This is a genomic window from Lentzea terrae (assembly GCF_003265345.1).
GTDB lineage: Bacteria > Actinomycetota > Actinomycetes > Mycobacteriales > Pseudonocardiaceae > Lentzea > Lentzea terrae.
In genome coordinates, this window is the sequence record NZ_QFWW01000006.1 from 142,255 (window position 1) to 163,384 (window position 21,130).

At 69.6% G+C, this 21,130-nt stretch carries 24 protein-coding genes; 12 read left to right on the forward strand and 12 right to left on the reverse strand.

Annotated features, from left to right (window positions below; genetic code table 11):
• Genes DI276_RS09700 through DI276_RS09725 form a run of 6 tightly spaced genes read left to right on the forward strand, consistent with a single transcriptional unit; the run spans position 1 to position 5,950 of the window.
• Positions 1-411, forward strand: a complete 411-nt coding sequence (locus DI276_RS09700; RefSeq protein WP_157984604.1) for a chemotaxis protein CheW — start codon at positions 1-3, stop codon at positions 409-411.
• The gene (locus DI276_RS09705) at positions 411-2,411 is read left to right on the forward strand and encodes a hybrid sensor histidine kinase/response regulator (protein WP_112262939.1); all 2,001 of its coding nucleotides are present in this window, start codon (positions 411-413) and stop codon (positions 2,409-2,411) included. The genes DI276_RS09700 and DI276_RS09705 overlap by 1 nt, the downstream gene beginning before the upstream one ends.
• Positions 2,408-3,433 carry a chemotaxis protein CheB gene (locus DI276_RS09710; RefSeq protein WP_157984605.1) on the forward strand — a complete coding sequence of 342 codons (1,026 nt, stop codon included), beginning with the start codon at positions 2,408-2,410 and terminating at the stop codon, positions 3,431-3,433. The genes DI276_RS09705 and DI276_RS09710 overlap by 4 nt, the downstream gene beginning before the upstream one ends.
• A complete protein-coding gene (locus tag DI276_RS09715) occupies positions 3,430-4,668 on the forward strand; it encodes a CheR family methyltransferase (RefSeq protein ID WP_112262941.1) in 1,239 nt (412 codons plus the stop codon). Before DI276_RS09710 ends, DI276_RS09715 begins: the two co-directional genes overlap by 4 nt.
• A 5-nt stretch (positions 4,669-4,673) precedes the next feature.
• Positions 4,674-5,045, forward strand: a complete 372-nt coding sequence (locus DI276_RS09720; RefSeq protein ID WP_232836591.1) for a chemotaxis protein CheW — start codon at positions 4,674-4,676, stop codon at positions 5,043-5,045.
• Complete coding sequence (locus tag DI276_RS09725) at positions 5,042-5,950, forward strand: diguanylate cyclase (RefSeq protein WP_112262943.1); 909 nt, start codon at positions 5,042-5,044, stop codon at positions 5,948-5,950. The genes DI276_RS09720 and DI276_RS09725 overlap by 4 nt, the downstream gene beginning before the upstream one ends.
• Before the next feature lie 369 nt (positions 5,951-6,319).
• On the opposite strand, the gene DI276_RS09730 is transcribed toward DI276_RS09725, so the two are convergent.
• The gene (locus tag DI276_RS09730; RefSeq protein WP_157984607.1) at positions 6,320-6,787 is read right to left on the reverse strand and encodes a GNAT family N-acetyltransferase; all 468 of its coding nucleotides are present in this window, start codon (positions 6,785-6,787) and stop codon (positions 6,320-6,322) included.
• Complete coding sequence (locus DI276_RS09735) at positions 6,784-7,284, reverse strand: DUF4262 domain-containing protein (RefSeq protein ID WP_332874631.1); 501 nt, start codon at positions 7,282-7,284, stop codon at positions 6,784-6,786. The genes DI276_RS09730 and DI276_RS09735 overlap by 4 nt, the downstream gene beginning before the upstream one ends.
• A 127-nt stretch (positions 7,285-7,411) precedes the next feature.
• Between DI276_RS09735 and DI276_RS09740 the strand changes: the two genes are divergently transcribed.
• Complete coding sequence (locus tag DI276_RS09740; RefSeq protein WP_112262946.1) at positions 7,412-8,248, forward strand: helix-turn-helix domain-containing protein; 837 nt, start codon at positions 7,412-7,414, stop codon at positions 8,246-8,248.
• Positions 8,248-8,406 carry a DUF397 domain-containing protein gene (locus DI276_RS09745; protein ID WP_112262947.1) on the forward strand — a complete coding sequence of 53 codons (159 nt, stop codon included), beginning with the start codon at positions 8,248-8,250 and terminating at the stop codon, positions 8,404-8,406. The genes DI276_RS09740 and DI276_RS09745 overlap by 1 nt, the downstream gene beginning before the upstream one ends.
• Here DI276_RS09745 and DI276_RS09750 read toward each other — a convergent pair.
• Positions 8,384-9,193 (reverse strand): SDR family NAD(P)-dependent oxidoreductase, encoded by an 810-nt coding sequence (locus DI276_RS09750; protein WP_112262948.1) that lies wholly within the window; start codon positions 9,191-9,193, stop codon positions 8,384-8,386. The genes DI276_RS09745 and DI276_RS09750 overlap by 23 nt on opposite strands.
• A 35-nt stretch (positions 9,194-9,228) precedes the next feature.
• Between DI276_RS09750 and DI276_RS09755 the strand changes: the two genes are divergently transcribed.
• Positions 9,229-9,801: a TetR/AcrR family transcriptional regulator gene (locus DI276_RS09755; protein WP_112262949.1), complete on the forward strand. Its 573-nt coding sequence runs from the start codon at positions 9,229-9,231 to the stop codon at positions 9,799-9,801.
• Positions 9,802-9,812: 11 nt separating this feature from the next.
• On the opposite strand, the gene DI276_RS09760 is transcribed toward DI276_RS09755, so the two are convergent.
• The 3 genes from DI276_RS09760 to pdxT all read right to left on the reverse strand — a co-directional run bounded on the left by DI276_RS09760 (position 9,813) and on the right by pdxT (position 12,346).
• A complete protein-coding gene (locus tag DI276_RS09760; protein ID WP_112262950.1) occupies positions 9,813-10,820 on the reverse strand; it encodes an NAD(P)-dependent alcohol dehydrogenase in 1,008 nt (335 codons plus the stop codon).
• A gap of 147 nt (positions 10,821-10,967) precedes the next feature.
• Positions 10,968-11,717, reverse strand: a complete 750-nt coding sequence (locus tag DI276_RS09765) for a YebC/PmpR family DNA-binding transcriptional regulator (RefSeq protein WP_112262951.1) — start codon at positions 11,715-11,717, stop codon at positions 10,968-10,970.
• Positions 11,714-12,346, reverse strand: a complete 633-nt coding sequence (gene pdxT, locus DI276_RS09770) for a pyridoxal 5'-phosphate synthase glutaminase subunit PdxT (protein WP_112263334.1) — start codon at positions 12,344-12,346, stop codon at positions 11,714-11,716. The genes DI276_RS09765 and pdxT overlap by 4 nt, the downstream gene beginning before the upstream one ends.
• A 135-nt stretch (positions 12,347-12,481) precedes the next feature.
• On the opposite strand from pdxT, the gene DI276_RS09775 reads away from it, so the two are divergent.
• Positions 12,482-13,477, forward strand: coding sequence for a Rieske 2Fe-2S domain-containing protein (locus DI276_RS09775; RefSeq protein ID WP_232836553.1), 996 nt, complete (start codon positions 12,482-12,484; stop codon positions 13,475-13,477).
• Here the strand turns inward: DI276_RS09775 and DI276_RS09780 are convergent, their stop codons facing one another.
• The 3 genes from DI276_RS09780 to DI276_RS09790 all read right to left on the reverse strand — a co-directional run bounded on the left by DI276_RS09780 (position 13,478) and on the right by DI276_RS09790 (position 16,563).
• Positions 13,478-13,774, reverse strand: a complete 297-nt coding sequence (locus tag DI276_RS09780; protein ID WP_112263336.1) for a hypothetical protein — start codon at positions 13,772-13,774, stop codon at positions 13,478-13,480.
• A 115-nt stretch (positions 13,775-13,889) separates the two neighbouring features.
• The gene (locus tag DI276_RS09785; RefSeq protein ID WP_232836592.1) at positions 13,890-15,236 is read right to left on the reverse strand and encodes an amino acid permease; all 1,347 of its coding nucleotides are present in this window, start codon (positions 15,234-15,236) and stop codon (positions 13,890-13,892) included.
• A 139-nt stretch (positions 15,237-15,375) separates the two neighbouring features.
• Positions 15,376-16,563, reverse strand: a complete 1,188-nt coding sequence (locus DI276_RS09790; protein ID WP_112262953.1) for a trans-sulfuration enzyme family protein — start codon at positions 16,561-16,563, stop codon at positions 15,376-15,378.
• A 74-nt stretch (positions 16,564-16,637) separates the two neighbouring features.
• On the opposite strand from DI276_RS09790, the gene DI276_RS09795 reads away from it, so the two are divergent.
• Positions 16,638-17,078 (forward strand): Lrp/AsnC family transcriptional regulator, encoded by a 441-nt coding sequence (locus DI276_RS09795; RefSeq protein ID WP_112262954.1) that lies wholly within the window; start codon positions 16,638-16,640, stop codon positions 17,076-17,078.
• On the opposite strand, the gene DI276_RS09800 is transcribed toward DI276_RS09795, so the two are convergent.
• The 3 genes from DI276_RS09800 to DI276_RS09810 form a co-directional block, all read right to left on the reverse strand.
• Positions 17,075-19,462 (reverse strand): BREX system ATP-binding domain-containing protein, encoded by a 2,388-nt coding sequence (locus tag DI276_RS09800; RefSeq protein WP_112262955.1) that lies wholly within the window; start codon positions 19,460-19,462, stop codon positions 17,075-17,077. The two genes, DI276_RS09795 and DI276_RS09800, sit on opposite strands and share 4 nt — an antisense overlap.
• A gap of 66 nt (positions 19,463-19,528) precedes the next feature.
• Positions 19,529-19,837: an AzlD domain-containing protein gene (locus tag DI276_RS09805; protein WP_112262956.1), complete on the reverse strand. Its 309-nt coding sequence runs from the start codon at positions 19,835-19,837 to the stop codon at positions 19,529-19,531.
• Positions 19,816-20,517 (reverse strand): AzlC family ABC transporter permease, encoded by a 702-nt coding sequence (locus DI276_RS09810; protein ID WP_112262957.1) that lies wholly within the window; start codon positions 20,515-20,517, stop codon positions 19,816-19,818. Before DI276_RS09810 ends, DI276_RS09805 begins: the two co-directional genes overlap by 22 nt.
• 57 nt (positions 20,518-20,574) lie before the next feature.
• Here DI276_RS09810 and DI276_RS09815 point away from each other — a divergent pair, with 57 nt between their 5' ends.
• A complete protein-coding gene (locus DI276_RS09815; protein WP_232836554.1) occupies positions 20,575-21,129 on the forward strand; it encodes a helix-turn-helix domain-containing protein in 555 nt (184 codons plus the stop codon).
• Position 21,130: the final 1 nt, after the last annotated feature.

Below are 21,130 nucleotides of genomic sequence, written 5' to 3' on the forward strand. Positions count from 1 at the left end.
GTGCAGGCCGTTCTGCTGCCCGTGCGTCAGGAGCTCTACGCACTGCCCGTGCGGTGGGTGCGGGAGGTGCTCACCGCTCCGCAGATAACGCCGCTGCCAACCGCTCCACCGGAGTTCCTCGGACTGTTCAACCTGCGCGGCGAGATCGTGCCGCTGTTCGACACGGCGGCGCTGCTCGGCATCGGCACCACCGACGACGTGGCGTTCACGGTGGTGCTGCTGGGGCCGCAAGGTCCCGCCGGCTTGTCCGCGACGGCGTTTCCGCACCGCGCCGTGCTCGACGAGCCCACGGGCCGGTCGGAGCACCACAGCACCGCGGGCATGTTCCGGATCGGGGACCGCGTCGCGGTCCTGATCGAGCCGCCAGCGCTGCTGGCGCCGGACCGCCGGCTGTCCGCGGGGTCGGCCTGATGGCCGGGCTCGACCTGGGACAGGTGCGGGCGCTGTTCGCGCAGGAGGCCGCCGTCCGACTGGCCCGCCTGGGGAAACAGCTGTTGCTGCTCGAACAGGCGAGCGGTGACCAGGAGCTGGTCGACTCGGTCTTCCGCGAGCTGCACACCCTGAAGGGTTCCTCGGCCGTCGCCGGGTTCGAGGACGTCAGCAGGATCGCGCACGAGCTGGAGGATCTCGTCGACGGGATGCGCGGCTCGGCGACCGCGGCGACCGCGGAGGCGATCGACAGGCTGCTCACCGGTGTCGACGAGCTGAACGCGGCGATCGAGGCGGGCGTCGGGCCGCTCGTGCCCAGCCCCGACGCGGTAGCGGACACCATGCCCGGCCAGCGCACCGAGGAGCCCGTGCCGCCCGACGCGGCGCCCGCGCCGCGCACCGAGAGCAACGGCAACGGCGTGGTGATGGTGCCGATGGAACGCCTGGACGAGTTGGTCCGCCTCGTCGGCGAGTCGGCGTCTGCCCACCTGCGAGTGGGCCGGATGCTGCAGGAGCGCTTCCGGATCGACCCGGCCTCGTGCGCCGAGTACACCAAGCTCTCCCGGTCGCTCAACGACCTCCAGGACCGGACGATGCGCACTCGCATGGTGCCGGTGTCCACGATGACCGACCAGATGCACCGCGCGGCTCGTGACGTCGCCAGGGCCAGGAACAAGGACATCAGGTGGGAGGTCCGCGGCGCCGACACCGAACTGGACCGCGGTGTCCTGCACCGGCTGACCGAGGCGCTGCTGCACTTGGTCCGCAACGCCGTCGACCACGGGATCGAGTCCGCGGCCGAGCGTGAGGCCAAGGGCAAGCCGAGGCAGGGCCTGATCCGCCTGCACGCCATGCAGCTCGGATCCGAGGTGATCATCGCGGTCAGCGACGACGGCGCGGGCATCGACACCGAGAGGGTGCGGGAGCAGGCAACCCGCCAGGGCGTCGACGTCGAGCACATGAGCGCCGAGGACCTGTGCGGGCTGATCTTCCGCTCACGACTGTCCACGGCCGCGTTCGTCACCGACATCTCCGGCCGCGGCGTGGGGCTCGACGCGGTTCGCACGGCCGTCGAGGCCGCCTCCGGCCGGGTGGAGGTCCGGTCCGAACGCGGCGCCGGCACCGAGTTCCGGATCATCGTGCCGATCACGCTGGCGGTGCTGCGCTGCCTGCTCGTCGAGGCAGGCGGTCAGCGGTTCGCCATCCCGTTCCACCGGGTGATCACGTCACGCAGGTACGACGCCGAGGCGGTCACTCGTGCCGAAGGGTGCCCCGTGGTGTGGGTGGACCGGCGACCGGTGCGGGTGTCCCGGCTGGCGGACACGCTGGCGATGGCGCAGGAGGACCCCTCCGACGGGCCCGTGGTGGTGCTGGGCGACACCGCCGACTCCCACGCGTTCCAGGTGGACCGGCTGGTGGGCAGGCGCGACGTCGTCCTCAAAGGACTCGGCCCGCCCGCGCCGCACCTTCCGGTCGTGGCGGGCGCGGGCGTCGAGCCGGACGGGTCGATCCTCGTCGTGCTCGACCCGCCGGGGCTCATCCGCCGCGCCCGGCGGGCAGCCGCGACGGACGCGCCGCCCGCACCGGCCGGCCGCCACAGCGCGCGCCGGCACCAGGTGATGGTGGTGGACGACGCGCTGACGGTCAGAGAGCTCCAGCGCAGCATCCTCGAACGCGCGGGCTACGAGGTCCGGGTCGCCGGCGACGGCGCCCAGGCACTGTCCTCCCTGCGGCAACAACCCTGCGACCTCGTGCTCACCGACGTGGAGATGCCCAACATGGACGGGTTCGCGCTGACCGAGGCGATCAGGAGCACACCCGCGCTGGCCAACGTCCCGGTGCTGATGCTCACCTCGCGCGCGGGTGACTCCGACCGGCAGCGGGGGCTCGACGCGGGTGCGGACGGCTACATCCTCAAGAGCGGCTTCGACGAGGGCAGCCTGCTCACCGCGGTCAACCGGCTGCTGGGTGGCACGCCGTGAGGCGGCCGGCGGGCCCGGTCCGGGCCATGATCGTCGGGCACGCACCGGACGAGCGCGGCCGGCTCACGCTGGCGCTGCAGCAGGAGGGCGACATCACCGTGGTGGGCGAGGCGACCACGGCCGCCGAGGCGATGGAGGGCGTCGCCGGAGTGCGACCCGACGTCGTCGTGCTCACCCTCCACGCGGAGACCCGCGCCTGGTACGACGCCATCGAGCACATCATGGCGTTCACGCCGACCCCCATCCTGGTCGTGGCGAACGGCACCACGAGCCGCCGGGGGCCGTCCGCGGTGCGGGCGCTGATGTCCGGCGCGATCGACGTCCTGCCCGCGAACGGGACCTGGACCTCCCCGTTCGCGGCAGAGCTGCGCCGGACGGTGCGGTTGGTCAGCGGCGCACACGTGGTGCGCCATCCCAGAGGGCTGAACCCGCGTGGCGAGCCACCTGCGCGCACGCGGCCTCCGGTCGTGGCCGTGGGCGCGTCCACCGGCGGCCCGAGCGCGCTGGCCACGCTCCTGGGCGGGCTCGGCGATCTCGACGCCCCCGTTCTCGTCGTCCAGCACCTGCATCCCGAGTTCACCGGCGGACTCGTCGACTGGATGGGCCGGGTGTCGGCCCTGCCCGTCACCCTCGCGGAGCACGGCGACACCGCACGGCCCGGCCAGGTGTACTTCGCTCCCGGCGGTGTCCACCTGCGGCTGGCCGCCGATCGGCGGCTCGAGCTCGCCGCCTCTCCCCCGGCCACCCACCAGCCGTCGGTGGACGAGCTGTTCACGTCCGTGGCGGAGCAGGCCGGCGCAGGTTCCATCGGAGTGCTGCTGACCGGGATCGGCGACGACGGCGCCCGCGGGCTGCTGACGATGCGTGAGCGGGGCGGCCAGACGTTCGCGCAGGACGAGTCCACGTCGGCCGTGTTCGGCATGCCGCAGGCCGCCCTGCGCATCGGGGCGGTGACCCGGCTGCTGCCCATCCACGAGATCGCCGACGCCATCCTCACCGCCACCCGCAAGGCCAGGCCATGAACGACGACGCTGCGCTCGGCGCTGTGGTGGACCGGGTCGCGGAGCTGTTGCACCTGCACATCGGTCTGCGGTGCGAGTCCGCGCTGTACAGCAGGCTCCGGCGGGCCGTGCGGGACGAGGCCGCCGCACACGGTCTCGACGTCGAGGGCTACCCGGCGGCACTCCTGCCGGGCAGTCCGGTGATGCAGAGCCTGGTGAACCGGATCACGGTCCAGGAGACAGCCTTCTTCCGCCACCCCGAGCAGTTCGACATCCTCGCCCGCGACATCCTGCCCACCCTGCGCCCTCCGGTGCGGGTCTGGAGCGCGGCGTGCTCCAACGGGCAGGAGCCGTACAGCCTCGCCATGCTCCTCGACGAGTCCGGTGTGGACGGTTCGGTGATCGCGACGGACCTGTCCACCTCGGCGGTGCAGCGCACGGCCGAGGCCAGGTACGAGCCGCGCGAGCTGACCGGACTGTCGTCCCAGCGCATCGCCCGGTACATGATCAGGAGCGGGTCGCGCTGGGAGGTCGAGCGGGCGATCAGGGACCGCGTCACCGTCTTCCGCCACAACCTCCTCGACCCGATACCGGATCGCGTCAAGTCCTGCCAGCTGGTCTTCTGCCGCAACGTGCTCATCTACTTCTCGCCACACCACGCGAAGGTCTTCCTCGACCGGCTGGCCGACGCCATGCCGCGCAAGCTGTGGCTGTTCCTGAGCTCGACGGAGACGATCTGGCAGGTCACCAACCGCTACGAGGCGATCAGGATCGACGAGGGTTTCGTACACCGCACCCGCGAGGCCCACGTCCCCGAAGCCAGGTCGCCGGCTCGTCCCCCGGTGACCGCCAGGACGGCGCAGGGACGCCGGCAGTCAACCGTGAGAAAGGTGACCGCGCGCGCTCCTGCCCACGAGGCACCGCCCGTGCCACCTGCACCACCGGACCACGCCGAACAGGCCGCGCTGGCGGCCAGGGTGGGACAGGAGGCGCTGAGCGCGGGCGACTGCGGCTCCGCTGTCGTCGAATTCAGGAAGTGGGCCTATCTGACTCCTGACGACGTGATGGCCCACGTCCACCTGGGGCTCGCCCTGGAGGCCGCCGGGGAGCGGTCGTCGGCCCGCCGCGCCTACAGCGTCGCGCAGCGGGTGCTGCTCACCGTCGATCCTGCCCACGTCGAAGGGGCCATGGAGGGCTTCGCGGTCGATGAGCTGGCGAGGTTTCTGCACGGGAAGAATCAGGAGTGCGCGCCGTGATCACGATGGTTCGTTTCCGCACGGGGAACACGCAGTACTGCTTGACCGTGGACGCGATGCGCGCGGTCCGCACCACGAGCGGACTTCTGCCGCTCCCACAGGGACGAAACGATGTCGTCGGCATCCTTCCCGGCGACCCGCCGCTCACCGTCATCGCACCGTTCGGCGCCGGCGGCGACCGGGTGCTCGTCGTCGAGGCCGGGCAGAAGACCTTCGGTGTGCTGGTCGACGCGGTGCCAGGGCTCACCCGCGTGGACGAGGCCGACATCCGTCCGGCGCCGGACGGCCAGGACGAACAGCTGATCTCCGGAACCGTCCGGAGCGATGGCGAACTGACCCTCGTGACCAATCCGGAAGCTCTGGTGGGGCGGCTGTGACCACCACCTCGACGGTGCTCGTCGCCGACGACTCCCTGGTGATCCGCGCGGTGGTCCGCGCCAGCCTGGAGGACGCGGGCTACGAGGTGATCGAGGCCGACGACGGGCCTGCCGCGATCGCCCGGTGCCGCACGTGCTCACCCGACGTGATTCTGCTCGACATCGAGATGCCGGGCCTGGACGGTCACCAGGTGCTGGCCGCGCTCAAGGGGGACGAGGCGTCGCGCGACGTCCCCGTCGTGTTCCTCACCGGCCGCACCGGCGTGGACGACCTGGTCTCGGGCATGCACGGCGGCGCCCACGACTACCTGAGAAAGCCGTTCGAGACTCTGGAGCTGCTGGCCAGGGTAAATGCGGCCGTCCACGTCAAGAAGCTGCAGGACCAGCTGCGCCGGCGCAACGCGGAACTGGAGCGGCTCAGCCGCACCGACCTGCTCACCGGGCTGTTCAACCGCCGGCACATGGAGGAGGAGCTGATCAGGTGGCACAGCTCGGCCGTCCGGCACGGTGAGCCGATGGCGTTGGTGCTGTTCGACATCGACCACTTCAAATCCGTCAACGACACCTACGGCCACGCGGTGGGTGACCTCGTGCTGCGTGAGTTCTGCCGCCACCTCGCGGAAGGTCTGCGCAAGGGGGACGTCGCGTCCCGCTGGGGTGGTGAGGAGTTCCTGGTGCTGTTGCCCCGCACCCATGTCACCGAAGCCGCCGAGGTCGCCGAGCGCGTGCGTTCCTCCGTGGCCACCTCGCCGATCGCGGCGGGCGGCCGCCGGATCCCGGTGACCGTCAGTGGCGGCTGTGTGCTCGGTCCCGGCGACGGGATCGACGCCATGCTCAGTCAGGCCGACCAGCGCCTGTACGAGGCGAAGCACCTGGGCCGCAACCGCATCATCTCAACCAGCTGATCTCGCGGACAGCGTGCTCGAAGTGCTGAAGCGCCCCGCTTCGCATCCCCCTCTGCCTCCTGCGAGGCGGGGCGCTCCTCCCCCGGCCGCGGCCTCCCAGATCCCCCCGGACTGGTTGGCCGCAGTGCATTTCTACAGGTTGATCGTTGTCCGGTGTCGGGGCGCGTTCAGCGGACAACGACCTCCGGACAACGTTTTGGTCTCCTGGTGCGCCGGTGGCCGACACAGCGCCAGCCCCGGCGCCGGATGCGCCGGGGCTGGCGGGTGCCGGACGGATCAGCCGACGTGTGATCGACGTCCGCACCGGTGGTTGGTCGTGGGTGGACCGCTTCCGAACCATGCCAGCCCGTCGTGGCCAGCCTCTGAACGTCAGATGACCTTCTGCTCCAGAGTGACGCACCTGATACCGACAGCGTCCAGGTGTTCGCTGGTCCGGACGAATCCGGCGCTCTCGTAGAACCTCAGGTTCTCGTCGCTCTCCGCACCCGTGAAGAGCCACACGACCCTTACGTGCCGTGGCGCTCGTGTGCTGATGGCTTCGAGCAGCCGCCGGCCGACGCCTCCGCCCTGCACGTCCGGCGCCACCGCCAGCCGGGCGACCTCCATGCGATCGCCGTCGACGCGGCTGCGCACCGAGCCGATCAGCCGCGCCCCGTCGAACGCTCCGAACGCGGGCGTGCCGTCCCCGAGGTGGTTCTTGATCTCCTGCAACGTTTCCACGAGCGGAGGCAGGTCCCACGCCCCGTACCGGCGGGCCTCGGCGAGATAGGCGGCGCGCTGAATCGTCAGCACCTCACCGGCGTGCTCCGGCGTGATCGGTCCGATGTGGACGTTCACGGCCCGGTGACCCCCGGCGTCCAGCTCTCCGGCAGCCCGCTCTCGGTGAGGATCATCTGGTGGTCGTGGAACCCTTCCGGCGCGTCCGGCTGCCACGGCCACTGCCCCTGCGGCGTGGGCACGATGATCTGCACGGCCGCGAACTCCGACCCGTCGTAGAGCAGGTACGCGCTGCCGAAGAACTCCGGGTAGAACCCCTTGTAAACCCGCTCGAACGTGACCGGCACGCCCTCGAAGAAGTCGAAGTACAGCTGGCCGGGCTGGAACCGCTCGCCCCCGCTGGCCCGCTTGACGTACATGTTGATCAGGCTCTCGCCCATGCCCTGCGGCAGCCCGATCACAACGGCCTCCGCCACGCCGAACCGCCGCCACGCCCCCACCGAGAACACGTACCCGGCACCCTCGGCGTCCGGGTTCACGACGATGTTGGTGTGGCCGTGCCGGTCGGCGGCGGAGAGCAGCCGGGCCCGCAGTTCGATGTCTTCGTCGGAAAGCACGGCATCCACCCTACGGCACCTTTTCCGTGCCATAGGAAGGCTTAGAGCTGTTCCAAGGCTCCCACCTTCAGGCAGATTTGCAGCGAAACGATGGAGCCGAACCCACCTCGGCTCCTAGCGTTCCTCCATGCCCAAGAGGTCATCCAGCGTGGTGGGTCGCGAGTTCGGCAACGGTGTCCGCAAGGCCATCGAACGGACCGGCCTGACCCAGCGCAGACTCGCCGAACTGCTCGGCTGGCAGGAAGCCAAGATCTCCGACCTGCTCGCCGGCAAAGGCGGCGTGACCAAGGAAGAGGTCATCGCGCTGCTCGCCTACTGCCGCACGACCGCGGAGGAACGCGACCGCCTGGTGGCGCTGTTCATGGAGACAGGCGAAAAAGGCTGGATGCAGTTCCCGGAAGACGGCGTTCCCGACCAGGTCCACACCTTCATCGAGCACGAGAAGAACGCCGAGAAGATCGGCGCTTGGTCACCGACGCTGGTACCGGGCGTACTTCAGATTCCCGAGTACGTCCATGTCGTCACCGAGGCCTCGCCGGTGATCGAGGCCGACGACGTCCCGACCGTCGCCGCAGCGAGGAGCGCACGGGCGAAGATCCTGGACGGAAGCCGTCAGTTCGTCTTCTACGTGCACGAGTTCGCGCTGCGGCTACAGGTCGGCGGCGTCGAAGTGTGGCGGGAACAGCTGGCACACCTGCTGAGGGTGTCGGTGCGGACGTACGTCAGCATCCGGATCATCCCGGCGTCAGCCGGAATGCACGCGGGCACGTCGGGCGGCTTCTACGTCATGGAGTTCCCGAAGTTCCCGACCGTGGTCTATCTGGAGACCTTGAACCGCTGTCTCTTCCTCGACGACGCGGAGACCATCAAGGTGTACGAGACCACCCTCAAGAAGCTCGCTGCCGTTGCTTTGGATGAGGAAGAATCGAGGGCGGTGATCGACAGCATCTTGGAGGGCTTCTGATGACCGTCTGGCGCAAGAGCAGCTACAGCGGTAGCGGTGCTGACTGCGTGGAGATCGGTACCGGCGTCGGCATCCGGGACAGCAAGGCGCCGTCCACCCATCTGCTGGTGTCGGCGGCGGCGTGGACCGCTTTCCTCAAGCTGGCTCGACGCCGGTGAGTTCGACGCTCTCCGCCCACACACGGGCGGCGAGTGCGGTGTCCGCGAGCTGACCGCGGACAGGTTCGACCCGAGGTTCGCCGCGCAACCCGAACATGCGCGGCCCCACCATCTGGCCGCCGCGCACGCTCGGGTCGAGCACGGCCCGAACCGCGGGCCACGCACCGGCGTCCTTGCCCTGCAACAAAAGTCCTGCGGGCAGGCTGCGCACCTTCCTGGGCGGCGTGAGTGAGTCCAGCGCACCGCCGGGGTGGTTCACCAGGCTCAGCACGGCGGACTGGCGCCGGTGGAGCTCGAAGCCGAACAGCATCTGCGCCTGCTTCGACCTGGCATAGGCGTCGTCGGCCTTCACGGTCTTGCCCCTGAGGCTGCCGGTGGTGACGACGCGGCCCTCCTGCGCCGCCGCGAGCAGCGGCATCAGCCAGTGGACCAGCACGAAGTGTCCGAGGTGGTTGGTGGCGTACATCAGTTCGGCGTCGTCGATCATGACGCCGCCGTTGCACACCACCGCGTCGAGGCTGTCGAGCTCGCCCGCTGCGGCCTTCAACGAGTCGAGGTCGGCGAGATCCAGCTGTAGGTGGCGCACGCGCGCATCGGGCACTACGGACCGGATGCGCGCCATCGCGGCCTCGGCCTTCTCCGAACTCCGACTGCCCAGGACGACGGTGGCGCCGGTGGTCGCGAGCTGCTCGGCGACGTGGTAGCCGATGCCCGCGTTGGCACCCGTGACCAGGAAGGTCTTCCCCTCGGCGCGCGGCAACCGGTGAACGTTCCAGGATGTAGGCATACCCACACCATAATCGAAGTCGCTATGATTTCGGCATGACTCCGACTGGACGACGTGAGCGCAAGAAGGCCGCCACCAAGGAAGCCCTGGCGAGCGCGGCGCGGCGGCTGTTCCTGGAGCGCGGGTTCGACCAGGTCACGGTGGCGGAGATCGCCGAAGCAGCCGACACGGCGGTGTCGACGTTGTTCGTGCACTTCCCCGGCGGCAAGGAGGCGCTCGTCTTGGGCGACCGGAGCGAGCGCGAACAGTCGCTGACAGCGGCCGTCAAAGAACGTCCGGAAGGCGTCTCGATCCTGCAGGCGCTGCACGACTTCCTCGCCACGCGCGGCCCGTTCGACCCCGCTCCCAGCCCGGAAGCGCGGCGTGTCGCCGACCTCGTGATCGCCACGCCCGCCCTGCGCGCCTACGCCAGGTCCCTGTGGACCGGCTGCGAAACCGCGCTCGCCCAGGTCATCGCGGACGAAACCGGCCACGAGATCGACTTCGGGCTACGCCAGCTCGCCCGCTACGTCCTGGAGATCCCCGACCTGGCCGGTACCGACCCCACTCCGCCCGCAGCCCTGACCGCCGCCTTCGCCCGCCTGCAGCGCGCATGGCCAGACCTTTGAGAACGCGTGCCCTACGCGGCGTGATCGACCGTGACGACGACCTTCGCCCGCGCGTGGTCCAGCTCGAGGTACCGGATCGCCTCCGGCGCCTCGGGCAGCGGGTAGGTCCGGTCGATGACTGGGACGACGGCGCCGGACTCGGCGAGTCCGGCCAGCGTCTCCAGGTTCGCCTTGCTCGTCGCCACGTCGAGCCGCAGCACGCGGTGGCGGATGAAACGGGAGACCAGCCCGCCGGCGATCGTCAGGCCCATCGGCCCGACGAGGCTGCCGCCGTCGGACACGCCGCCACCGGACAGCACCAGCGTCCCGGTGGGCGTCAGGGCTCGCCGGAGGTGGGCCAGCGAGCGGTTCGCCACCAGGTCGAACACGACGTCGTAGCGCTGCCCGTTCGCGGTGAAGTCCTCCTCGGCGTAGTCGACCACGTGGTCCGCGCCGATCGACTGGACCAGGTCGGCGTTGCGTGCGCTGCACACGGCGGTCACCTCCGCGCCGAACGACTTCGCGAGTTGCACGGCGAACGTGCCGACACCGCCGGACGCGCCGTTGATCAGGAACCGCTGACCAGGCTCTGCTCGTCCCAGGTCGCGCACACCGATCAGGGCGGTGTTGCCCGCCAACGGGATCGCCGCCGCCTGCTCGAACGTGAGGCCCGCCGGCTTGCCCACCAGCAGGTCCTGCGGGGCGCACACGTACTCGGCGAACGCGCCGTCGGCCCAGCCGAGGTCGCCGAACACCTCGTCACCCGCCTTGAACCGGGTGACGGCCGGACCCACCGCCTCGACCACGCCCGCGACGTCACGGCCGCGGATCCTCTTCTTGGGACCGGACCACCCGAACGCGACAGGCATCGCGAGCCTCGCCAGACGGGGATCGCCCCGCATGATGTGCCAGTCGGCGGCGTTGACTGATGCCGCGCGCACCCGCACCAGCACCTCGCCGTCCGCGGGCGTCGGCCGGTCGACCTCCGCCAGCCTGAGCGTCTCGTGGGAGCCGTATCTGTCCTGGACGATCGCCTTCATGGCAGAGCCTCCGTGGCAACGCGGTCGCAGCGGGCACCTTGGGGCGAGAGTAGGGCCGGGACTCGGGCGCAACATCCGGGAAGATCCCCTAAGGGGCAAGCAAAACGCCGGCCACGAGTGCGTGACCGGCGTTCTCGGAACTGAAGGTCAGCCGACCTCGGCCATGACCTCGTCCGACACGTCGAAGTTCGCGAAGACGTTCTGCACGTCGTCGCAGTCCTCCAGCGCGTCGATCAGCTTGAAGATCTTCTTGGCGCCCTCGGCCTCCAGCGCCACCGACACCGACGGCAGGAAGCTCGACTCGGCCGACTCGTAGTCGATGCCCGCGTCCTGCAGCGCCTTGCGGACCGGGATCAGGTCGCCCGCCTCGGACACGACCTCGAAGGCCTCGCCCAGGTCGTTGACCTCCTCGGCACCGGCCTCCAGCACCGCCATCATCACGTCGTCCTCGGTCGTACCCGCCTTCGGCACGATCACGACGCCCTTGCGGCTGAACATGTACGACACCGAGCCGGGGTCGGCCATCGAGCCGCCGTTGCGCGTCATCGCCGTGCGGACCTCGGTGGCGGCGCGGTTGCGGTTGTCCGTGAGGCACTCGATGAGCACCGCGACGCCGTTGGGGCCGTAGCCCTCGTACATGATCGTCTGCCAGTCGGCGCCGCCGGCCTCTTCACCGCCGCCGCGCTTGCGGGCGCGCTCGATGTTGTCCAGCGGCACCGAGTTCTTGCGGGCCTTCTGGATCGCGTCGTACAGCGTCGGGTTGCCATCCGGGTCGCCACCACCGGTGCGGGCCGCCACCTCGATGTTCTTGATCAGCCGCGCGAAGAGCTTGCCGCGCTTGGCGTCAATGGCGGCCTTCTTGTGCTTGGTGGTCGCCCACTTGGAGTGGCCGCTCATTTCTCCTCCGAACCCTTCAAACCACGAACCATGTCCACGAACAGGCGGTGGACGCGCTCATCCCCCGTGAGCTCCGGATGAAACGCCGTGGCCAGCACGTTGCCCTGCCTGACCGCGACGATCCTACCGGCGGCGTCGCCCGCCTCAGCCGTAACGGGCACCGTAGCGAGAACCTCGACCTCTCCGCTCACCGCCTCCACCCACGGCGCACGGATGAACACGGCGTGCACCGTCTCGCCGGCCAGGTCGAGGTCGGTCTCGAACGAGTCGATCTGCCGCCCGAAGGCGTTCCTCCGCACGGTGACGTCCAAACCGCCGAGCTGGTGCTGGTCGTCACGGCCGTCGAGCACGTTGTTGGCCAACAGGATCATGCCCGCGCACGACCCGTATGCCGGGAAACCGGCGGCAATCTTGGCCCGCAGCGGCTCGAGCAGCTCGAAGTTGTCCAGCAGCTTGCTGATGGTCGTCGACTCGCCGCCGGGGATGACGATGCCGTCGAGCTCGTCCAGTTCCTCGGGCCGACGAATCGGCCGCGCGGTGACGTCGCACTTGGCGAGCGAGATCAAGTGCTCCTGGACGTCGCCCTGCAGGGCGAGCACTCCGATGACGGGTGGGGCAGCGACAACCATGCCCACCAGCATATTTGACGTGTCGGAGACGGACTGACAGTGGTTGGCCCTGGGCGTTTCAGCGTAGCCCGCAGTGATCATTGTTCGTCCCGACGGCAGTCGCCCCACGAGAGTTAACAGCATTAACTCAACGTGGTGTCCAGCATCGACGACCACATGACCACCCTGCCCCGCGACCCGCGCGCCGACGAGTATCCGATGCCGTTCGTGCCGCACGGCTGGTACGCGGTGCTCCGCAGCGTCCAGCTCCCGCGCGGGAAGGTCCTGCCCCTGCACTACTTCGGCCGGGCGCTCATCGCCTTCCGCGGTCCCGACGGGCTGCCTGCGGTGCGGGACGCCCACTGCCCGCACTACGGCGCACACCTCGGCGTCGGCGGGAAGGTGGTGGACGGGACGGTCGAGTGCCCGTTCCACGGCTGGCGGTTCGGCGCGGACGGCCGGTGCACGTACGCACCGTTCGCGGCGCGCCCTCCGAAGGTGTCGATCGGCGGCTTCGAAACCCGCGAACACAGCGGACTGATCTTCGTCTACACCGGGCCCGACGCGCCGGTGTGGGAGGTGCCGGAGATCCCGGAGGCCACGGCACGGGAGTTCGCCCAGCCGATCGACGACGTGCAGACCGCGCGCATCCACATCCAGGAGATGCGCGAGAACATCGTCGACGAGTCCCACTTCCACTTCATCCACGGGCAGAGCGAGCCGCCGGTGCAGGACCTGGTCGTGGACGGGCCGTTCGCCGAGGTCCGCGGCCGCTTCGGGCGGAAGGTGCTGGCGTGGGAGCTCGACAACACCTTCGACGTGTACATGTACGGCCCCGGCGTCATGGTGGTGCGCGTGTTCGGCCGCCTGCTCTCGCTGACCGCCATCGCACTCACCAACCCGATCGACGACCGCACGAGCGAGCTGCGGATGCTCTACCACGTGCGCAAGCCCGCCGGGCTGCCGTTCCTCGCGCCCCTGCTCAAACTGGTCTTCCGCACGCAGGCTCTCGGCGAGGTGCGCGAAGAGGTCCGCATCTGGGACCACAAGGTCCACCAGGCCCGCCCGGTGCTGCTCGGGCACGAGCGCGGCATCAAGGCGCTGCGGCGCTGGTACGCCCAGTTCTACCCTGATGCCGACGACTCAGCTTGATCAGTGCTCGTCGTAGTGCCCGTTGTGGGCCGCGTGCCGATGCCCGTCGTGCACGTAGTCGACGTGGTCGGCGTGCGGCACCGCCACGTGCCCGCACCCGTCACCATGGGCGTGGTCGTGCCCGCCGTGCTCCTCGTGGCCGGCGGGCTCGCACTCGTCGAAATGACCGTCGTGCTCGCGGTGCAGGTGGCCGTCGTGGACGTAATCCACGTGGTCGCTGTGCGGCACCCCTACGTGCCCGCAGCCCTCGCCGTGGACGTGGGAGTGTTCGCGGTGCTCAACATGGCTGGTAGTCATGCGCACAGGCTGCTCCCCCGCACCGCGACCCGCGACCCGGCCGCCCGACCGGGTGACACGCCGCGAGCCGCCCCTTTTGTGAGGGGACGGCTCGCGGTTGATCACCGAACGACGGTCAGTCGACGGAGACGAACTGCTCCCGCGCGGGCTCGACCGGCTGGCGCGACTTCACGTACCGCCACCCGAGGAACAGCACCAGCGCGAGTCCGGGGATCGACCAGAACGCGATCCGTTCGGCGTGGCCGGACGAGAAGGCCATCTGCCCGACGACCAGCGCGAGGAACGCCAGCGTGAGCCAGCCGGTGTAGGGGGCACCCGGCATCCGGTACGACGGCCGTTCGAGCTCGCCGCGCAAAGCCTTCTGCCGCAACCGCATCTGGCAGATGATCAGCGTGGCCCAGGTCGACACGACGCCCAGCGACGCGATGGCGATCGCGATGTCGAACGCGTCCTTGGGCACGGTGTAGTTGAGCACCACGCCCAGCACGTACGCGCCGGCCGTGAAGAGGATGCCGCCGTAGGGCACGTGCCGGGAGTTCATCTTGCCCGTGATCGCCGGGGCCTCGCCCTTCTGCGCCAACGAACGCAGGATGCGGCCGGTGGAGTAGAGACCCGAGTTGCACGAGGACAACGCCGCGGTCAGCACGACGGCGTTCATGATGTCGCCGACGGCCGGGATGCCGAGCGCCGAGAACACCGTCACGAACGGCGACTCGCTGCCGGTGTAGTGGTCCCACGGCAGAAGCATCGTCAGCAGCAGCACGGAACCGACGTAGAAGATCGCGATCCGGTAGACCACGCCGTTGATGGCGCGCGGCATGATCTTGTGCGGGTCCTTGGTCTCGCCGGCCGCGATGCCGACGAGCTCGATGGCCGAGTAGGCGAAGATCACGGCCTGCAGGGTCATCAGTGCCACGCCGAAGCCGGCCGGGAACAGGCCGCCGTGGCCGAGGGTGTTGGACACCGAAGCCGTCGTGCCGCCGATGTCCGCCGCGCCGATGATCAGGCCGACACCGGTCACCAGGAACACGACGATGGCCGTGACCTTGATGACCGAGAACCAGAACTCCAGCTCGCCGAACAACTTGACGGACAACATGTTGATGGCGACGAGGACCACCAGCGCGACCAGCGCGGTGATCCACTGCGGCATGTCGGGGAACCACTTGTGCATGTAGATCGCGACGGCGGTGATCTCGGCGATGCCGGTCATGGCCCAGTTCAGCCAGTACAGCCAGCCGGACGTGAAGCCCGCCCACGGGCCGATGAACTCGCGGGCGTACTCGACGAAGCTGCCGGCGACCGGGCGGTGCAGCACCAGCTCGCCCAGCGCGCGCATGACGAAGAACGCCGCGATGCCGCACACCGCGTAGGACAGGATCAGCGACGGCCCCGCCGCGGCCAGGCGTCCGCCCGCGCCGAGAAAGAGGCCGACGCCGATCGCGCCACCGATTGCGATCATCTGCACCTGGCGCTTGCTCAGCGACTTGGTGTAGCCGTCCGCATCAGTTTCCACAGAACTCACGAGGAGGTTCCTTCCGAAACGGAAAAATGCTCGCGTCGGAACCTCCCGCGCCCCGACGCGCTGATTGGAAGGGACCTTAGTGAGTGGCGGTCATCACCAAGTAATCAGTTGGGGAAGGCTTAACGTAAGCGACGTCACACAACGCACTGTTCAGGTCGTCCCAAATGTCCTCGACATGCTCAAGTCCAACTGAAATGCGCAGCAAATTCTCCGGAACGCCCGAGGCTCGCAGTTCTTCTCCGGGTACCAGGCGGTGGGTGAGCGCCCACGGGTGTTCGATCAAGGTGTCGACCGAGCCCAGCGACACCGCCGGCGTGATCAACCTCAGTCGCCGCACGATGTCGGTCGGGTCGCCGTGCACGCCGAACGCGATCATCGCGCCGGTCCCCCGCAGCTGCACCGACGCGGACGGGTAGCGCACGAACTCCACCGCGTCGTGCTCGGCGAGCCGGGCAGCGAGGATCGAGGCGCTGCGCGAAGCCGCCTCGATGCGCAGCGGCAAAGTGGCGAGCCCCCGGTGCAGCAGGTAGCCGCCCAGCGGGTGCAGCACGGCCCCGGTGATGATCCGGACCTGCCGCAACGCCGCTGCCAGCGCATCCGTGCAGGCCACGACGCCGCCGAGCACGTCGCCGTGCCCGCCGAGGTACTTGGTGCCGGAGTGCAGCACGTACGAGGCGCCGTGCAACGCGGGGTTCTGCAGGATCGGCGTCGCGAAGGTGTTGTCGACCATGACCGGCACGGACCCGGCCTGCCGGACGACGTGCTCGATGTCGACCTGGTCGAGGTTCGGGTTGGCCGGCGTCTCGACGACGATCAGCCCGGTGTCCGGCCGGATCGCGGAGGACACCAGGCCTGCTTCGACGTAGGTGGTTTCGACGCCCAGGAGACCGGACGACAGCAGGTGGTCGGTGCCGCCGTAGAGCGGCCGCACGGCCACGACGTGCGGTTTTCCGGCCAGCACGCACGCTGCCTGGATCACCGCGGTCACCGCCGCCATGCCGCTGCCGAACGCGACCGCGGCCTCGGTGTGCTCGAGCTTCGCCAGTGCCTGCTCGAACCGCGCCACGGTCGGGTTGTGCAGCCGCGCGTACACGGGCGACGAGGCCTGTGCGGCGCCGGTGGCCCACACACCCAGTGCTTCCCCGCCGAGCGCCTGGTCAGGCACGGGGTAGGTGGTGGACAGGTCGATCGGGGGTGCGTGCACGCCGAGTTCCGCGAGGTCGTCGCGGCCGCCGTGCACTGCGATGGTCTCGATGCGCGTCATGGCCGGAATGGTGGAGACTTCCTCGACAGAACGGGTGCTGAACCGCAGCAGATTCGACTGAACGGAGATTCACCGTGCTGGATTCGATCGACGAGGCCATCGTGCGGGAGCTGCGGAAGGACGCGCGGCTGCAGAACAAGGACCTGGCCGAACGCGTGAACGTCGCGCAGTCCACGGCGGTGGTGCGGCACCGGGCGTTGCGGGAGCGCGGGGTGATCACCGGCTACCACGCGGAGATCGACCTCGGCGCGGTCGGCCGGCCCGTGCAGGCGATGCTGGCGTTGAAGATCCGTCCGCACACCAAGGAGATCGTCGACCCGTTCATGGCTTACGTGCTCTCGTTGCCCGAAACTCTTGCGCTCTCGCACGTGACAGGTCCGGAAGATTTCCTAGTGCATGTCGCGGTATCGGACGTCGGTCATCTGCAACGGCTCGTATTGGACAAATTCACCAGTCGGCGCGAGGTGACAGAGGTTCATACAAACCTCCTCTTTTCACACGTCCGGAAGCACTAACTCGCGAGTCTTAACGCAGGCGCGAGCTGGTCGCGGCCGTCAATGCCGAGTTTGCGGTAGACCTTGGTCAAGTGGATCTCGACGGTGCGCAGTTGCACGAACAGCGCGGCCGCGATCTCCCGGTTCATCTTGCCCTCGGCGGCCAGCGCGGCGACCCGGCGTTCGGACTCGGTCAGCCCGGCGGGCCCGGCGGCCAGCTCCTGCCGGATCTCCTCGGCCAGGTCCTCCACGCCGCAGTCGTCGGCGAGGTCCACGGCTGTTCTCAGCTCGGCCCTGGCCGGCTTGACCCGGCCGGCCAGGTGCAACGCCCGGCCCAGTGCGAAGTGGCTGCGGGCCCGTTCCAGCAGCGCTCCGGTCGTCGCGAGCAGGTCGACCGATTCTTCAAGCAGGGCAATGCCTTCGACGCCCCTGTACACGCCCTGTTCACGCAACACCGCCGCTAACGGCAGCACCGCACCCGTTGCGCGCGCTAGAAGCTCCTCCGCAGCGAGATGGTCTCCTCCGAGAGGCAGCCGCCACGACGTGGTGTCGCAACCGCGTGCTCGCAGACGTTCCCCGCAGTCAAGCAGGTCGCGCACGCCGTCCTTTCGTCGCTCGGCCGCGATCCGCACGCGTCCCCGAGCGGCGAGGAGAGCCGGTGCGCCGAACAGGTCCGGTACCTCACCCGGCACGGCCTCGAACACCTGCGCCGCCACCTCGACGTCGCCCATTTCCAGCAGTGCCAACGAAAGCTCGGTCAACGCGGCGAAGACCGGCGACGAAATCCGAGCCGCGCCGCAGCTGTCGAGGACGCTGAGCGCTTCGCGTGCGTCGGACTCGGCGCCCGCCAGCCTTCCGAGGTCGCGCAGGCACGCCGAACGAGCCGTGAGCGCCGCCGCGACGCACGGCCGGTGCTGCCACCTCCGCGCGATGGTCAGCGCACGATCCGTACGGGCGTACGCGGCCGCCAGTTCTGCGCGGTTCCTCAGGTGCGCGACCGCCCGCAGATACGGGTCGAACTCCGCAGGCGTGGCCGGCACGACGTCCGGGTCGCCGATCGCGTCCGGCTCGAACTCCGGCTCCTCCCCCAGCAGCGCCAGCAGGCCCGGCAACGCGGGGTGCGCGGGATCGGCCTCACCCAGGTGCTCCACCGCCGCCGGCACGTCCACATAGGACTCGACCTCGCCGAGTTCCGCCAGCAGCACACCGGATCCGGGCTCGTCCATCGCCCGGCGCAGGTACCGCACCGCGTCCAGCACCCGGTTGCGCGCGCGGGCCCGTCCGGCGGCGGACACCAGCACGTCGGTCGCCCACTCCTCGCCCAGCGGCCGGGTCTCCACCAGGTGCTCGGCCACAGCCTCGGCCGACGCGCCCGTCTCGGTCAGCAGCCGGGCCGCCGCGGCGTGCAGGTCCTGACGTTCGGTGATGGTCAACTCTTCCCGAAGTGTGTTGCGCACCAATGGATGCACCAACGAGCCGTCAGCGCTCAGCAGGCCCATCCGGTGCAACGCGGCGATCGTGCCGGCGAGCTCGCACGGTTCGGTGCCGATCAGCTCGGCAACCCGCGGCAACGTGACCTCGCCGCCCAGCACCGCCAGCGCGTGCAACGCATCGGGGGCGTGCGGGGCGAGGCGGCGCAGCCGGACGTTGACCGTCGGCAGCAACGCCGGCGCGGTCTCACCGGGGTAGGCGCGGATCAGGTTGAGCAGCAGCAACGGGTTGCCGCCCGCCTCGTTCCGGCAGCGCGTGACGAAGTCGTCCTCGACCCGCCGCCCCAGCTCCTGCTCGACCAACGCCCGCACGCCGTCGAACGACAGCTCGTCCAGCCGGATCTCGCCGGTGCTCGCGGCGAGCAGCTCCTCGAGCGTCTGCGGCCCCGTGCACACCTCACCCGTCCCGATCCCCGCCAGCGCGAACACCGGCAGGTGCTCGATGCGGTGCGGCAGCGTGCTCAGCCACTGCAACGACGGCTGGTCAGCCCACTGCGCGTCGTCGACGACGATGGCGACGGGCCGTTCACCGGCCATGCGCGCGAGTGCGCGGTGCAGGAAGTGCAGCTCGGGCAACGTCACGGGCCCCGGCTCGGCCAGTTGGTCCGACTGCCCGAGCGCGGCGGCGATGCGCGGCAGGTGCTGCACCTCGGCACCGGGCTGCACACACACGAACAACCGGCTCACCAGCCCGAACGGCAGCTCGCGTTCCAGATAACTCCCCCGCGCCGCCAGCACCGTGAACCCGCGCTGCGCGGCCAGCTCCCGCGCGGCGGTGAGCAGTGCCGTCTTGCCGGCCCCGAGCCCACCGGTGGCCACCACGAGGTGCCCGTCGCCACCAGCCGCCGCGGCCAGCGCCCGGGTCAGCGCAGTCGTCTCCCGGTCCCGCCCGACCAGTCCAGGTTTCGCGCCCATGGGCCCATCTGAAGCCTGTCGCCCATCAGGGGCCTATCGCGGAGACATCGCACCCCCTGGGTGCGCTCAGGCCACCCCGAGCAGCCTCAGCCCAGCCGTGGTGGCCGCAGCCAGCACGATCACCGCGACAAATGGCGCCTTCCGCCACGCCACCACGCCACCGACCACCACACCGATCGCGAGCGCCCACCCGCCGAACTGCTTGCCGTTCGTCAGCGCCGAAACCGCGACCAGCGCCAACAACAACACCGTCGCACTCGCCGACATGAGCTCCTGGACCTTCTCCGGCAGCGTCACCCGGTCCCGCAGCAACGGCCCGGCGATCCTGATGGCGAACGTGCCGGCGGCCAAGATCAGGACTGCGGTGACGGGCACGGTGCCTCCTCCTTCTTCTTCGTGCGAAACGCGACCAACCCGACGAGCGCGAGCAAAACCGGCACCCCAGCAGGCAGAAACGGCGTAGTCGTGAGCGCGATCGCGGCACCGGTGAGGGCCGCGTTGCGCGTCCTCGCGTCCTTCAAGCTCGGCAGCGTGAGCGCGAGCATGGCCGCCGGAAACGCCGCATCGAGCCCGAACGTCGCCGTGTCGCCGATCGCCTGCCCCGCCAGCGCCCCGACCAGCACACCGACGTTCCAACTGAAGAACAGCGCGACGCCGCACGCCCAGTAAGCCGCACGCGCTCTCGCGGGGTCCTTCTGCGCCATCGCAAAGGCCGTCGACTCGTCGATGAGCAGATGACTGCCGACAACTCGCGCGAGCGGACTCCTGCCCAGCACGTCCCCGATCGCCAGCCCGAACGGCAGGTGCCGCGCGTTGAGCACCAGCCCGGCCACCACCGCCGCCGCAGGACTACCACCAGCGGCAACAATGCCCACAGCCATGAACTGCGAGCCACCCGCAAAGATCGCCACCGACATCAACACCGGCATCCACCAAGGCAGACCGGAGCCCACCGAGATCGCACCGAACGAGGCGCCGGTGACCGCGGCACCAAGTGCGACTGCGGCCACGTCACGCAGAAGCACAGCATCAAGGGTTCGCCATATCGAACGCATCACCCACTACGATGAACACCAGAACGGGTGTTCGTCAAGCCGAACGGATGGACTTCTGTGTCGAACGCACCACTCGACCTGATCGCGGCCAACCTCCGCCGCGAGCGCGACCGCACCGGCATGTCGCTCTCCGACCTGGCCCGCAAGGCCGGCATCGCGAAGTCGACGCTCTCCCAACTGGAGTCCGGCGCCGGCAACCCGAGCGTGGAAACCCTGTGGGCTTTGGGCGTGGCGTTGGGCGTGCCGTTCAGCCGCCTGGTCGAACCGGCCGTGCCGCGCGTCCAGGTGATCCGCGCCGGCGAGGGCCCGGTCATCCACTCGGAGCGCGCGCACTACTCCGCCACGCTGCTGGCCGCCTGCCGTCCGGGGACGAAGCACGACATCTACTGGCTGGCGTTGGAACCCGGCGGCGCGCGCGAATCGGAGCCGCACGTGCCGGGCAGCGTGGAGCACATGATCGTGGCCTCGGGGCGGTGCCTGGCCGGGCTCGCCGAGGATCCGATCGAGCTCGGGCCTGGTGACTACATCGTTTATCCCGGGGATCTGCCGCACATCTGCAAGGCGTTGGAGCCGGGCACGACGGCGATGATGGTCATGGAGCACACGACCTGAA